The sequence below is a fragment of the Actinomadura sp. NPDC047616 genome, assembly GCF_040642915.1.
In the GTDB taxonomy this organism is placed as follows: domain Bacteria; phylum Actinomycetota; class Actinomycetes; order Streptosporangiales; family Streptosporangiaceae; genus Spirillospora; species Spirillospora miaoliensis.
Genome location: NZ_JBEYTB010000005.1, coordinates 419293 through 433177, shown reverse-complemented (window position 1 = coordinate 433177; position 13885 = coordinate 419293). Strand labels below are relative to the sequence as shown.

General features: G+C 72.7%; 10 protein-coding genes. All 10 read left to right on the top strand.

Annotation, left to right across the window (positions count from 1 at the left end; all coding sequences use genetic code 11):
• Positions 1 to 19 precede the first annotated feature (19 nt).
• Positions 20 to 1363, top strand: coding sequence for a GH1 family beta-glucosidase (locus ABZ801_RS15540; RefSeq protein WP_344955065.1), 1344 nt, complete (start codon positions 20 to 22; stop codon positions 1361 to 1363).
• Complete coding sequence (locus tag ABZ801_RS15535) at positions 1363 to 3516, top strand: discoidin domain-containing protein (protein ID WP_360698064.1); 2154 nt, start codon at positions 1363 to 1365, stop codon at positions 3514 to 3516. Before ABZ801_RS15540 ends, ABZ801_RS15535 begins: the two co-directional genes overlap by 1 nt.
• A gap of 77 nt (positions 3517 to 3593) precedes the next feature.
• Positions 3594 to 6680 (top strand): discoidin domain-containing protein, encoded by a 3087-nt coding sequence (locus tag ABZ801_RS15530; protein WP_360698061.1) that lies wholly within the window; start codon positions 3594 to 3596, stop codon positions 6678 to 6680.
• Between the two features lie 130 nt (positions 6681 to 6810).
• The gene (locus ABZ801_RS15525; protein ID WP_360698058.1) at positions 6811 to 7353 is read left to right on the top strand and encodes a DUF1697 domain-containing protein; all 543 of its coding nucleotides are present in this window, start codon (positions 6811 to 6813) and stop codon (positions 7351 to 7353) included.
• Positions 7354 to 7631: 278 nt separating this feature from the next.
• Entirely contained in the window at positions 7632 to 9062 is a 1431-nt protein-coding gene (locus ABZ801_RS15520) for a DUF1990 family protein (RefSeq protein WP_360698055.1), read from the top strand.
• Positions 9063 to 9097: 35 nt separating this feature from the next.
• On the top strand, positions 9098 to 9763 hold the full coding sequence (locus ABZ801_RS15515) for a DUF1990 family protein (protein ID WP_360698052.1): 666 nt from the start codon (positions 9098 to 9100) through the stop codon (positions 9761 to 9763).
• The gene (locus tag ABZ801_RS15510) at positions 9760 to 10152 is read left to right on the top strand and encodes a hypothetical protein (RefSeq protein WP_344955077.1); all 393 of its coding nucleotides are present in this window, start codon (positions 9760 to 9762) and stop codon (positions 10150 to 10152) included. The genes ABZ801_RS15515 and ABZ801_RS15510 overlap by 4 nt, the downstream gene beginning before the upstream one ends.
• A gap of 123 nt (positions 10153 to 10275) precedes the next feature.
• A complete protein-coding gene (locus ABZ801_RS15505; RefSeq protein WP_360698049.1) occupies positions 10276 to 11373 on the top strand; it encodes a Ppx/GppA family phosphatase in 1098 nt (365 codons plus the stop codon).
• A gap of 201 nt (positions 11374 to 11574) precedes the next feature.
• Complete coding sequence (locus tag ABZ801_RS15500) at positions 11575 to 12369, top strand: sigma 54 modulation/S30EA ribosomal C-terminal domain-containing protein (protein WP_344955081.1); 795 nt, start codon at positions 11575 to 11577, stop codon at positions 12367 to 12369.
• Positions 12370 to 12621: 252 nt separating this feature from the next.
• Complete coding sequence (locus tag ABZ801_RS15495) at positions 12622 to 13809, top strand: glycosyltransferase family 4 protein (protein ID WP_360698045.1); 1188 nt, start codon at positions 12622 to 12624, stop codon at positions 13807 to 13809.
• Positions 13810 to 13885: the final 76 nt, after the last annotated feature.

The window sequence follows — 13885 nt, the reverse complement described above, 5'->3', positions numbered from 1 at the left end:
TCCCTGGGAGAAGACTGCCTTGAACCTTCCCGCCGACTTCCTCTTCGGTGCCGCCACCTCCGCCTACCAGATCGAGGGCGCGGTCTCCGCCGACGGCCGGCTGCCGTCCATCTGGGACGACTTCTGCCGCGTCCCCGGCGCCGTCGCGGGCGGCGACACCGGCGACGACGCCTGCGAGCACTACCACCACTGGCGGGAGGACGTCGCGCTGATGCGGCGGCTCGGCCTGGACGCCTACCGGTTCTCCGTCGCCTGGCCCCGGGTCGTCCCGGAGGGCGCCGGCGCGGTCAACGGCCCGGGCCTGGACTTCTACGACCGTCTCGTCGACGCGCTGCTCGACGCGGGCATCCGGCCGTTCGTCACCCTCTACCACTGGGACCTGCCGTCGGCGCTGCAGGAGCGGGGCGGCTGGCCGGCCCGGGACACCGCCGCGCACTTCGCCGACTACGCCGCCGTCGTCGCCGCCCGGCTCGGCGACCGGGTCACCGACTGGACGACCGTCAACGAACCGCTGTGCGCGGCCTGGATCGGGCACCTGGAAGGGCGCTTCGCCCCGGGCCTGCGCGACCTGCGCCAGGCCGTCCACGCCGCGCACCACCTGCTGCTCGCGCACGGCCTCGGCGCCGCGGCGGTGCGCGCCCACGCGGCGGCGCCGCCCTCGATCGGGCTGGTCAACAACCTCAGCCCGATCGAGCCGGCGTCGGACCGGGCCGAGGACGTCCAGGCCGCGACCCGGGCGGACGGCCACATCAACCGGTGGTGGCTCGACCCGGCCCACGGACACGGCTACCCCGCCGACATGATCGAGGTCTACGGCGTCGAGCCGCCCGTGCGGGCGGGCGACCTGGAGACCATCGCCGCCCCCGTCGAGTACGACGGGGTCAACTACTACTTCCGGCAGATCGTCGCGGACGACCCGGCCGGGCCCGCCCCGTACTTCCGGCAGCTCCCGGTGACGGGCGCGCAGGTCACCGCGATGGGCTGGGAGGTCCACGCCGACGGGCTCGCCGAGCTGCTGCTGCGGCTGAGCCGCGACTACGGCGCCGCCCGGCTCTACGTCACCGAGAACGGCTCGGCCTGGGACGACAAGGTCGGCGCCGACGGCTCGGTCGACGACCGGGACCGGATCGCCTACCTGGAGGACCACCTGGCCGCCGTCGCCCGCGCCGCCCGCGACGGAGCACCGGTCAAGGGCTATTTCGCCTGGTCGCTGCTGGACAACTTCGAATGGGCCGACGGCCTGGACAAGCGGTTCGGGCTGGTCCACGTCGACTACGCCACCCAGGCGCGCACCGTCAAGGCCAGCGGCCACCGCTACGCCGAGATCATCCGCACCCACCGCCACCCCCCACGAGGAGTGTGATGAAACCCCACCCCGCCCGCACCGCCCTGCCGGCCCTGGCAGTACTGGCGGCGCTGCTCACCGTCCCCGCCTCCCCCGCGCACGCCGCCGCGTGCGGGTCCGGCAACGCCGCCCTGAACAGGCCGGCCACCGCCTCGTCCGCCGAGAACGCGGGCACCCCGGCCGCGGCGGCCTTCGACGGCGACTCCGGCACCCGCTGGTCCAGCGCCTTCTCCGACCCCCAGTGGGTCCAGGTCGATCTCGGCTCCGCCCGGAACATCTGCCGGGTGGACCTGAGCTGGGAGGCCGCCTACGGCAGGGACTTCCGGATCCAGGCGTCCCGCGACGGCACGTCCTGGACCGACCTGGCGACCGTGACCGGCGGCACCGGCGGCACCGCCGCCTACAACGTCACCGGTTCGGGACGGTACGTCCGCATGTACGGCACCGCACGCGGCACCGGCTACGGGTACTCGCTGTGGGAGTTCGCCGTCCACGTGGAGGACGGCGACGAGCCGCCGCCGACCGGCGGGGGCGACCTCGGCCCGAACGTGCACGTCTTCGACCCGTCGATGCCGTCCTCGGCCGTCCAGTCCCAGCTCGACCAGATCTTCCGGCAGCAGGAGTCGGCGCAGTTCGGCACCGGACGGCACGCCATCTTCTTCAAGCCCGGCCGCTACAGCGGGCTGAACGCGCAGATCGGCTTCTACACCTCCGTGCACGGGCTCGGCCGCAACCCCGACGACGTGGCCATCAACGGCGACATCACCGTCGACGCCGGCTGGTTCGGCGGCAACGCCACCCAGAACTTCTGGCGCTCGACCGAGAACCTGTCGGTCACCCCCGTCAACGGCACGAACCGGTGGGCCGTCGCCCAGGCCGCGCCGTTCCGCCGCATGCACGTGCGCGGCGGGCTCAACCTGGCGCCCGCCGGATACGGCTGGGCCAGCGGCGGCTACATCGCCGACAGCAAGATCGACGGCACCGTCGGCCCGTACTCGCAGCAGCAGTGGTACACCCGCGACAGCTCCATCGGCGGGTGGCTCAACGGCGTGTGGAACATGGTGTTCTCCGGCGTCCAGGGCTCCCCGGGCGACACCTTCCCCCAGCCGCCGTACACGGACCTGAACACCACCCCGATCAGCCGCGAGAAGCCGTACATCTACCTGGACGGCGCCGACTACCGCGTGTTCGTCCCCGCCAAGCGCACCAACGCCCGCGGCACGACCTGGGAAGGCGGCTCCACCCCCGGCACCTCCCTCCCGCTCACCCAGTTCTACGTGGCCAAGCCCGGAGACAGCGCCGCGCGCATCAACACCGCCCTCGCCCAGGGCCTGCACCTGCTGCTGACCCCCGGCATCTACCACCTCGACCAGCCCATCAACGTCAACCGCGCGGGCACCGTCGTGCTCGGCCTCGGGCTGGCGACGCTCATCCCCGACAACGGCGTTACCGCGATGAAGGTGGCCGACGTCAACGGGGTGCGGCTCGCCGGGTTCCTGGTGGACGCCGGGCCCGCCAACTCCGCCACGCTCGTCGAGGTCGGCCCGTCCGGCTCCGCCGCCGACCACGCCGCCGACCCGACGACCCTGCAGGACGTGTTCATCCGCATCGGCGGCGCCGGGCCCGGCCGGGCCACCACCAGCATGGTCGTCAACAGCGACGACGTGATCATCGACCACACCTGGATCTGGCGCGCCGACCACGGCGCCGGCGTCGGCTGGGAGACCAACCGGGCCGACTACGGCCTGGTCGTCAACGGCGACGACGTGCTGGCCACCGGCCTGTTCGTCGAGCACTTCAACAAGTACGACGTGCAGTGGTTCGGCGAGCGCGGCCGGACGATCTTCTTCCAGAACGAGAAGGCGTACGACGCGCCCAACCAGGCGGCGATCCAGAACGGCTCCATCCAGGGCTACGCCGCCTACCGGGTCGCCGACTCGGTGAACACCCACGAGGCGTGGGGCGTCGGCTCGTACTGCTACTACAACGTCGACCCGACGATCCGGCAGCACCACGGCTTCCAGACCCCCGTCAAGCCCGGCATCAGGTTCCACCACGCGCTGGTGGTGTCGCTGGGCGGCAACGGCCAGTACAACCACGTCATCAACGACACCGGCGCGCCGACGTCGGGCACCTCCACGACCCCGTCCGTGGTCGTCTCCTACCCGTGACAGCGCCCCTGCCGGGCCCGGCGGGCGCCGCCGCCGGGCCCCGCAGGCCAGGTTCCCCGCTCCCTGGAGGAACGCCCATGAAACACCGTCCCCGCGCCCTGTCCGTGACACTGGGCGCGCTGTCGCTGCTGGCCGCCTGCGCCGTGAGCGTCACCGCCCGTCCGGCGGCGGCCGCCGCCTGCGGCACCGCCAACGCGGCCCTGAACCGTCCGGCGACCGCCTCGTCCGTCGAGAACGGCGCCTTCCCCGCCTCGGCCGCCGTCGACGGCGACGGCGGCACCCGCTGGTCCAGCGCCTTCTCCGACCCGCAGTGGCTGCAGGTCGACCTCGGCGCGACGAAGTCGATCTGCAGGGTCGTGCTCACCTGGGAGGCCGCCCACGCGCGGGCCTTCCAGCTCCAGACCTCCACCGACGGGTCGAACTGGACGCCCATCTACACCACCGGCACGGGAACCGGCGGCACCCAGACCCTCGATGTCACCGGCACCGGCCGCTACCTGCGCATGTACGGCACCGCGCGCGGCACCGGCTACGGCTACTCGCTGTGGGAAATGGCCGTCCACACCGCCGACACCGCCGTCCCCTCGGGAACGCCGATCTCCGCGTTCAAGAAGGTGTCGGCCTCGTCCTGGGAGGGCGGCAACGCGCCCGCCGCGGCCCTGGACGGGCGCACCACCACCCGGTGGGCCAGCCTCACCGGCGACGACCAGTGGCTGAAGGTCGACCTCGGCGGCATCGGCACGATCACCGGCCTGACCCTGAACTGGGAGGCGGCCTACGCCACCGGCTACCGGGTCGAGGTCTCGGACGACGACTCCACCTGGAGGACCCTCCACAGCACCACCGCCGGAAAGGGCGGCGTCGAGAACCTGACGGTCTCGGGCAAGGGCCGCTACGTCCGGTTCACCGGGACGGCCCGCGCGACCGGCTACGGCTACTCGCTGTGGGAGTTCCAGGTCCACGGCACCCTCGACACCACCGCCGACACCCCGCCGTTGCTGTCCAGACCCACCAGGGCACCGGGGACCACCGGCCAGTTCGCGCTGTCCGCCCCGCCCGACCGGGCGATGATCACCGACACGCGGCGGCCCGCCCTGTCGTGGTCGGCCGTGCCGGGGACCGTCCGCTACGAGGTGTGGATCAACGTCAGCCGGGCCGACTACGACTTCACCGCGTCCGGCAGCCTGCTCGACCTCTACACCAAGGTCGCCGAGACGACCGCCACCGGCTACACCCCCACCTGGGACATCTCCGACCGCTGGACGTACCGGTGGTTCGTGGTCGCCGTGGACGGGTCCGGGGGCCGGACCACCTCGGCCGTCCGCACCTTCAGCGTCTACCTCCCGGAGATCGAGCGGGTCGACGACGGCGTCCCGATCGTCGGCGGCGCCCGCGACCTCAACCGCAACGGGACGATCGAGCCGTACGAGGACTGGCGGCGGCCGGTGGAGGCCCGGGTGAGCGACCTGCTCGGCCGGATGACGCCGGAGGAGAAGGCGTACCAGATGTTCTACGGCGCCCAGCAGTACCCGCGGTCGGGATGGCACTTCGGGCCCGCGCAGCCCGGCGACCTGCACAACGTGCTGCTCGGCTCGGCCGGAACCCGCCTCGGCATCCCGCCGGTCTCCGCGGGCGACACCATCGCCGGGTACCAGACCACCTACCCGCTGCAGAGCACGCTGGCCGCCGCCAGGAACTATCCGCTCGACCGCGAACTGGGCGACATGCAGCGGCGCGAGCAGCTGGAGGTCGGCACCCGCGGCGTGCTCGGACCGCTCGCCGAGGTCGGCACCAAGGTGATCTACCCGCGGATCCAGGAGGGCAACGGCGAGGACGCCCAGGTCGCCGCGGCCCAGGTCCGGGCACTGGTGACGGGCCTGCAGGGCGGGCCGGAACTGAACCCGAACTCCGTCCTGGCCACGGTCAAGCACTGGCCCGGCGAGGGCGCCGGCGGCGAGGCCCAGATCACCTACGACGAGGTGACCATCAAGTACCACATGATCCCGTTCAGGGCGGCGATCGAGGCGGGCACCGTCAACATCATGCCGGGGTACGCCGGCAGCAAGTACCTCGATCCCGGCGGATCGGGCGCGGGAGACAGCAAGCCCATCCTCGACTACCTCCGGAACAACCTGGGCTACACGGGCCTGATCACCACGGACTGGCTGCCCTCGGGCGTCTGGACGAAGGCCGCCAACGCCGGCTCGGACGTGATGGGCGGCGCCGACCCCGGCGCCGAGGGGTTCACCATGTCCCGGTTCCTGGCCGACGTCCCCATGGCCCGCATCGACGACGCGGTCACCCGGATCCTGCGGCTGAAGTTCCAGCTCGGGATCTTCGAGCGTCCGTACGGGGACCCGGTGAACGGACCCTTCCGGTTCCACCAGCCGTCCTATGCCGCCCTGGCCGAGCGGGCCGCGCGGGAGTCCAACACCCTGCTCAGGAACAACGGCGTCCTGCCCGTCAGGCTCCGGCCCGGCGACGACATCGTGGTGGCCGGACCCACCGCCACCGACGGCGGCGCCTGCTGCATCTGGACCAGCTTCTTCCACGCCGAACACGGCTCCCAGACCCTGCTGCAGGCGGTCAGAGCCCGGGCCGCGGCCGCCGGCGTCACCGTCCACCAGGACACCGCGACCGACCCCGAACTGGCCGTCGTGGCCGTCGGGGAGCCCAGCTACACGCACGCCACCGCCTGGGTGAAGGAGAAACCCCAGCTGCCACCCGAACAACTCGCGATCATCCGCCGGTTCCACGACCAGGGCGTCCCCGTCGTGGTGGTCATGACCCTGCCCCGGCCCACCGTCATCACCGAATGGCACGACCTGGCCGACGCCATCGTGCTGACCTACCGCGGCGGCGAGGAGGTCGGCCCGGCGACCGCCGCCCTGCTGTTCGGCGACTACGCCCCCAGCGGACGGCTGCCCTGGCAGATGCCCCGCTCCCTCGACCAGATCCTCACACCGGGCGGCGCGGACGTCCCCGCCGACGCCGTCGAGGACTGGACCATCCCGTACGACCTGGGCGCCACTCCGGCGCAGCGCGCCGAGATCCGCTCCCACATCGACGCCGGACGTCCCGTCCCCACCGGCTACGGGAACCCGCTCTACCCCTACGGCGCCGGCCTCCAGGGCTGGGGCTCAGCGCAGCGGAAGACGGACTGACCACCTCACCCGCTGACCGCCTCACGTCGGCCTGGACCCCGGCTGCCGGGTTCCAGGCCGACGTATCGAGGCGCACCGGGTGGTGTGCGACCGTCCGTGATGGTCACCGCGGATCTGCGACACTCTGCGCATGTCAACAGTCTTCGTCGTCTTCTACCGCAACATGAACCTGGGCCATCAGAACAGCCCTGACCGGGCGGCGCTGGAGGACGCACTGCGCGAGGCCGGAGCGTCCTTCGTACGGTCGTTCCAGACGAACGGGACGGTACTGGTCAAGGTCGGCGACGAGGACCCTCGTGAAGTGGTCGACCGGGCGGCGCCGCGCCTGACGGCGGTCAGCGGCTACAAGGATGCCGCGATCGTGCGTCCCGTCGACCACCTGGAGACGATTCTCGACCGGAACCCGTTCGCCGGTTCCACGGACGAGCGCACCTACCGGGAGACGTTCACCTTCTTCGACGGCGACCACGACTTCGGGGCTCCGGTTCCCTGGACGAACCGCCGCGGCGACGTCGACATCATCGAGTTCTCCCAGGGCGTCGCGTTGGGCGTCATCCGCAAGACCGGATCACGGGTCGGCAACCCCACCGCGGAGCTGGAGGCGAGGCTGGGCGTCCCGGCCACAACGCGCACCGCAGGGACGATCAGGCGCCTGCTCAAGGCGAGCCGGTAAACCCTCACGCACCCTCGCGCCCACCGGCGACGCCGGCCTGCCCCGTCGCGGGCCCCTTTCTGGCGGCGCCGGAACAGGCCGTAGATCTCGGCGCAGGGCCGCTGCCGCTTCGGGCGTCGCGTGCCGTCGATCAGCTGCTCCCGGGTCCGGGGCGGGTTGGGGGTGGGCGCCTGGGGTACTCATGGCGGGCACGGCTGTCGCGTCCGGGGGCGGGCGCGACGACGGGCAGACGATCATCGGGGGGCGCCGTGCGAGTTCGTTGGCGGCAGCGTGTGCGGATGGTGCGCTGGCCCGTGGGGATCGGCCTGGCCGCGTGGCGGTGGCTGCGCGGTTCCCGTGGGGTGGCGCGGCGGCGGCTCCGCACCAGTGTGGTGGCCGAGATCGAGCAGATCCCGGAACGTGGCGGAGACCGGCTGCAGCATCCGCGGCAGGGCGCCGGGCCGGCCTTCCAGCGGCGCTACACCGTCCGGATCACCGGCAGCCCGCTGAGCGCCGAAGAGCTGATCGGCCGTTTGTGCGCCGACATCAACGCCGCGTCACCGGTGGAGTTCGCCGTCTTCGACAAGACGTCGGGCGACTCGCGGTGCCTGGACCTCGGCGACGAGTACGACGTGCACATGCCGGGCCCGTGGAACTGTCCGGTGCGCGTGGTGGAACGCGAGCCGCGGTCATTCCGCTTCGCGACCCTGGAAGGTCACATCGAGGCGGGAGAGATCGAGTTCCGGGCGGTGAACACCCGGGACGGCGACGTGGTCTTCACCATCGAGTCATGGGCGCGCAGCGGTAGCCGCCTGGCGGACGTGCTGTACGACAGGCTGCGCATCGCGAAGGAGATGCAGCTTCACATGTGGACCCATTTCTGCTCGCGCGTCGCGGAGATGGCCGGCGGCCGGGTGACCGGCGAGGTGGAAGTCCACACCGAGCGGGCCGAGGTCGCCGGAGACAGCAGGCTGCACGCACAGCACCTGACCCAGGTCGCCACGACCGCTTTCACGCGGTTGTTCACCACGGCGGCGCGGCTGCGCGGCGGGCGGCCTCTGCACCCCAAGGGGCTGGTGTGCGACGCCACCCTGCTCCTGCACGGCACCTCCCGGCCCTGGGGCGTCTCCTTCCTGGACGACGCGGCCGAGCTGCGGGGGGTGGCGCGGCTGTCCAGGTCGGTGGGGCTGCCTCCCCCGCTGCCGGACGTGCTGGGGCTGGCGCTGCGGTGGATGCAACCCGCGGACGTCTCGCCGGGGTCCGGCGGGGGTTCGCCGGACGGCGAGCCGGCCGTCGCCGAGCTGCTCCTGGTCACCGCCGGGCACGGCCTGCTCGGCCGCCACCTGCCACGGCCGGCGATCAGGTGGAGTCCGGCCTTCTACGGTTCCCTGTTGCCGTACGCGGCCGGTGACCGCCGCGTCTTCCTGGGCGCGGTCGCGCGGCGGCCCTGTATCGTCCCGGCCGGCGACGCCGCGCTCGCCGGGGCCGTCGGCGAGAGCCCCTTGCCGCTGGACCTGGTCATCGCGACCGAGTTCGGCTCGTGGGAGAGGTTCGGCGAGCTGCTGCTCACCGGTCCGGCGCGCAGCGACGACAGCGCACCGATGCGTTTCGCCCCGGCCCGGCACCAGATTCCAGGGCTGCCGCCGGCCGGGGCGCTGCAGCAGATACGGGGCCCCGCCTACGCCGCCGTCCGCCAGGTCGCCGGCCCCGCCGACGACGTCACACTCTGAGCGTCACACACCGCCAGGCGGAGAAGCTCGATGTCATGGGCGAGAACACGCGGGTTCAGCGACGACTGCGGCGGCTGCACGCCGAGCTGCGGCATCGGCCGATCAATTTCGATCCGCGGGAGGAACCCGGCGGCGACGCGGACTCCGGCTGGCACATCGACGACTACCGGCAGCCCCTGCCCGCCGAGCCGCCCGGCCCGCCGCTGCCCGACGGAAGCTGGGAGATCGCCCGTCGCCTCGTACGGGACTACGAGTTCGCCGATCCGGCCTTCATCCGGCACGCCTACGGCGGCGGCCGTCCCGCGGCGGGCCAGGACATGCTGCTCGAGGGCCGGTTCTACGGATTGCGGTTCTACCTCGGGGTACGAATCGGGGCGGTCGTCGACGGAGTCGTCGAGCAGGACGGGCGCCGGGCACGAGTGTGGGGGTGGAACTACCGGACGCTCCAGGGGCATCTCGAACGCGGCCAGATGGATCACGAGGTGCGCAAGTGGCTGGACACCGGTGAGGTGGAGTTCCACATCCACGCCTTCTCCCAGATGGCGCCCATCGCGAACCCCATCGTGCGCCTCGGCTTCGTGCTCTTCGGCCGCACCACGCAGGTCAGGTACCACAGGCGGGCCTGCCGGCGCATGGAGGAACTGACCAGGGCCGCGCTGGCCGCGCGACGGCGGGCCCCCGGAGGAGGAACGAGCCGATGACCACGGAACGCCAAGTCTTCCCCTTCCGGTTCAGCTCGGCGTACCGGGTGGCGGCGCTGCCGTTCGGCGTCACGTCGTCGTCCGCGTGCGTCATCGTGACGGAGGTCGCGCTGGAGATCCGGTTCGGGCCGTGGCGTCTCACCACGAACCTGGACAACGTCGCCGAGGCGGAGGAGGTCTCCGGGCCCTACGCCTTCCTGAAGACCGCCGGCCCGGCGCATCTTTCGCTCGCCGATCGCGGCATCACCTTCGCCACCAACCGCGATGGGGGCGTGTGCGTCCGCTTCCGCACCCCGGTACCGGCGATCGACCCCCTGCACCTGATACGCCATCCGACGGCGACGGTGACGGTGGCGCGTCCCGACCAGCTCCTGGCCCGGCTGAAATAGCGTTCGGCGGGCGCGGTCACCGTTCGAGGTCATGTCGGTTTCGGCCGGAGCCGGTCGAGGTTACGTCGCTGGTCAGATGCCGTGTACGGATAGGAAAGCGCTCCCCCGGGTAAAGCGCGCCACATGCGACTCGGTGTTCTGGACGTGGGATCCAACTCTGCCCATCTCAAGGTCGTCGAGGTGGACGTGGGACGGCCGCACCGCACGGTGGCGACGGTGAAGCACCCGACGCGGCTGGCCGAGGCGACCGGCGCGGACGGCACGGTCGAGCCCGCCGCGATCGGCCGGCTGACGGAGGCGATCAGGGGGTCGATCGGCGCCGCCGCGCGGCACGACGTCGACGAGCTGATCGCGTTCGCCACCTCGGCGGTGCGCGACGCCGCCAACCGGGACGAGATCGTCGCGCGGGTCACCGCGTCGACCGGGCTGCGGCTGGGCTTCCTGACCGGCCGGGACGAGGCCCGGCTGACGTTCCTGGCCGCGCGCGCCTGGTACGGCTGGTCGGCCGGGGGGCTGCTGCTGGCCGACATCGGCGGCGGCTCGCTGGAGATCGCCCACGGTGACGGGCAGGAGCCGACGACCGCGCTGTCGCTTCCCCTGGGCGCCGGACGGCTCACGCGCGAGCACCTGCCGGGCGACCCGCCGTCGCCCAAACGGGTGCGGCGGCTGCGGCGGCTCGTCCGGCGGCGCCTCACCGAGGCCACCGGGGAGCTGGCCGCGCGACTGGCCGCGCGGCGGGACGATCCGCAGCCGATGCGGCCGCTCGCCACCTCCAGGACGTTCACCCAGCTGGCCCGGCTGACCGGGGCGCCCAAGCACAAGGCCGGCCCCTACGCGCGCCGGGTGCTGGACCGCGAGCGGCTGCGCGCGCAGATCCCGGTCCTGGCCCGCACCGACTACGCGGGCCGGGCGAAGCTGCCCGGCATCTCCAGGGCGCGGGCTCCGCAGATCCTGGCCGGCGCGATCGTCGCCGAGGCCGTCATGACCATCTTCGACATCGAGCAGCTCGAGATCTGCCCGTGGGCGCTGCGGGAGGGCGTCGTCATCCGGCGGCTGCAGGCGATGGCCGATCCGGCGGACGCCGACGACGAGACCGCGCGGCTCACCCAGTCGATCCTCCGGCTGCCGGCGCAGCGGGACCGCTCCCCCGTCGTCCCGCTGCACCGCTGCAGCCCCCGGCCCGTCCTTTCCGTCTCCCACGGCCGGTCCGACCTCGTGTGAAGGCGCGGCCCGGGCGCTCGGAACCCGGCGCCCGGGCCGCCTTTCGCGCGTGGCGGCCGTGCCGGAGATCGTCCCCTCAAGGTGGCCGACGGCCGGACGTCCCTCCGGGCGGTGACCTTCGGCCACTGTCCGGGCGGGTCCGGTGGGCCAAGGCTGGAAGCGAGCAAGGCGCGCGCCGGATCGCGGTGAGAGGGGAACGTCATGAATCGGCCGACGACCCAGGTCGCCCCCGAGGTGGCCGTGGAACACCGGGGAGCGGTGCCGGAAGGCTCCGCCGACTACGCGCGCGCCAAGGTGGCCGCGGTGTTCGGGCACGCGCCCGAGCCGGTGCTGTTCGCCCGCGCGAAACTGACCATGGCGCCGGACCCGGCGGTGGACCGCCCGGCCGTCGCGCAGGCCAACCTGGACGTCAACGGCCGCCCGGTGCGGGTGCAGGTGACGGCGGAGACGATGCGCGAGGCCATCGACCGGCTGCACGACCGGCTGCTGGCCCGGCTGGAGCGGATCGGCCGGCACGCGGAGTACCGCCGCGGCGGCCGGCCGGCGCCGGACCCCCGCGAGTGGCGGCACGGCGCCGAGCGGACGCACCGCCCGGCCTGGTATCCGCGTCCGCTGGAGGATCGCGAGCTGGTGCGGCACAAGTCGTTCACGCTGGCCACCGAGACCCCCGACGAGGCGGCCTTCGACCTGGAGACGCTGGACTACGGCTTCCTGCTGTTCGCCGACGTCGAGACCGGCCAGGACAGCGTCATCTACCGTGCCGAAGGGGGTTACCGGCTGGCCCAGGTGGCGCCGCGGCGGAGCCGGCGCGCCCCGCTCGCGGTCCCGCTGACGATCAGCGCCCACCCGGCGCCCCGGCTGAGCCTTCTGGAGGCGACCGAGCGGCTGGAGACGTCCGGGATGCCGTGGTTGTTCTTCCTCGACACCGCCACCGGGCGGGGCAACGTGCTCTACCACCGCTACGACGGCCACTACGGCCTGATCACCCCCGCATAACCGCCCACGCAACGGCGAGCAGACGGCGCCGAGTCCGCGTCGCTAACTCTGTGTGAGAGCAGGTCCTTGATCGGGTCGCCGGAACGTGGCCCCGGGGAGCGCGCTGGACAGGGGCGGGCATGTGAGTGCGGCTCGCACACCGGACGTTTCGGCCTCAAATGTCGTGGAACATCCCGGCTGACCTGGGGTTTCGGTGAAGGAACGGCCAGGCCCGACGGCGCGCGAACGGCAGGGTGCGGAGGAACGGGGGCCATGCGGGTACTGCGTCTGTGCTCGGTGTTCGAGGCTCCGGTGACGGCGTTGTCGGGACGCGGGGTGCGTTTCGACCCCGCCGGGGGGATGCAGAACCACACCGCCCAGCTGAGCCGCGTCCTGGACGAACTCGGCGTGCGCCAGACCGTGGTGACGAGCAGGCCGCCGACCGCGCCCGCCACCGCGCCGTTCGGGCGCCACGGGACGGTGGTCAGGTTCGGCGTGCCGGTCCCGCGCTGCCGCCAGTTCTTCTGGCTGCCCGCCTGGTGGCAGGCGGCGACGCTGACCCGGGGCGTCGACCTGGTCCACGCGCACCTCGGCGAGGACCTGGCGATCGTGCCGCTGGCGATGCACGCGGCCGCGCTCGCCGACGCGCCCCTGGTGCTGACGATCCACTGCAGCCTTCGCCGCACGCTCAGGGTGGGCGGGCCGCGCTCGCTGGTGCTGAAGACGGCCGGCGGCCTCCTGGAGCGGTACGGCAGCGCCAGGGCGGACGCGGTCATCGTCCTGACCCACCGTCTCCGCCGTGACATGCCCTCCGCCCACGTGCATGTCATACCGTCCGGCATCGGCCGCGAGTTCACGACCGGGCCGAGGCGGCCGGTCCTTCCCGCGCACATCCCGCGTCCACGCGTCGCCTACGTGGGCAGGCTGCACCCGCAGAAGGACGTCGAGACGCTCCTGCGCGCCTTCGCGTCGCTGGGGATGGCCCACCCGGCGCATCTGGTGATCGTGGGCGACGGCCCCGAACGGGCGCGGCTGCGGCGCTCGGCCCAGCGTCTGGGCATCGCCGGCCGAACCCATTTCACCGGCTTCGTTCCGCACGAGGACGTCCCGAGCGTGCTCGACGACGTGGACCTGCTGGCCTACCCGTCCCGTTACGAGGAACTCGGCACGGTGCTGCTGGAGGCGATGCACTGCCGCGTTCCCGTCGTGGCCAGCCATGTCGGCGGTGTTCCCGAGCTGGTGCGGCACCGCCGCACCGGCCTGCTCGTCCCACCGCACGCACCGGCCGCCCTGGCCGCCGCGCTCCGCGAGCTGCTGGACGATCCCGTGTTGTCGCGGGAACTGGCCGGCGCCGCCCACGAGCTCGTACGCGGCTACACGTGGGAGCACCTCGGCGCCCGCGTCCTGGACGTCTACCGCTCGGTGCTGCTCCCCGCCCCCGCCGGGCACGTGCTCGCCTGACGCCGGGATCAGCCGGGTTCAGACTCTGGGAGCTGCGCGCACGGTGGCCCCATGATGACGTACTGCAACGATTTGA

What these genes read in the sequence shown, in the direction of transcription:
- ABZ801_RS15535 (WP_360698064.1), top strand. Translation starts at nt 1,363, where the DNA reads ATGAAACCCCACCCCGCCCGCACCGCCCTGCCGGCCCTGGCAGTACTG.
- ABZ801_RS15530 (WP_360698061.1), top strand. Translation starts at nt 3,594, where the DNA reads ATGAAACACCGTCCCCGCGCCCTGTCCGTGACACTGGGCGCGCTGTCG.
- ABZ801_RS15525 (WP_360698058.1), top strand. Translation starts at nt 6,811, where the DNA reads ATGTCAACAGTCTTCGTCGTCTTCTACCGCAACATGAACCTGGGCCAT.
- ABZ801_RS15520 (WP_360698055.1), top strand. Translation starts at nt 7,632, where the DNA reads ATGGTGCGCTGGCCCGTGGGGATCGGCCTGGCCGCGTGGCGGTGGCTG.
- ABZ801_RS15515 (WP_360698052.1), top strand. Translation starts at nt 9,098, where the DNA reads ATGGGCGAGAACACGCGGGTTCAGCGACGACTGCGGCGGCTGCACGCC.
- ABZ801_RS15510 (WP_344955077.1), top strand. Translation starts at nt 9,760, where the DNA reads ATGACCACGGAACGCCAAGTCTTCCCCTTCCGGTTCAGCTCGGCGTAC.
- ABZ801_RS15505 (WP_360698049.1), top strand. Translation starts at nt 10,276, where the DNA reads ATGCGACTCGGTGTTCTGGACGTGGGATCCAACTCTGCCCATCTCAAG.
- ABZ801_RS15500 (WP_344955081.1), top strand. Translation starts at nt 11,575, where the DNA reads ATGAATCGGCCGACGACCCAGGTCGCCCCCGAGGTGGCCGTGGAACAC.
- ABZ801_RS15495 (WP_360698045.1), top strand. Translation starts at nt 12,622, where the DNA reads ATGCGGGTACTGCGTCTGTGCTCGGTGTTCGAGGCTCCGGTGACGGCG.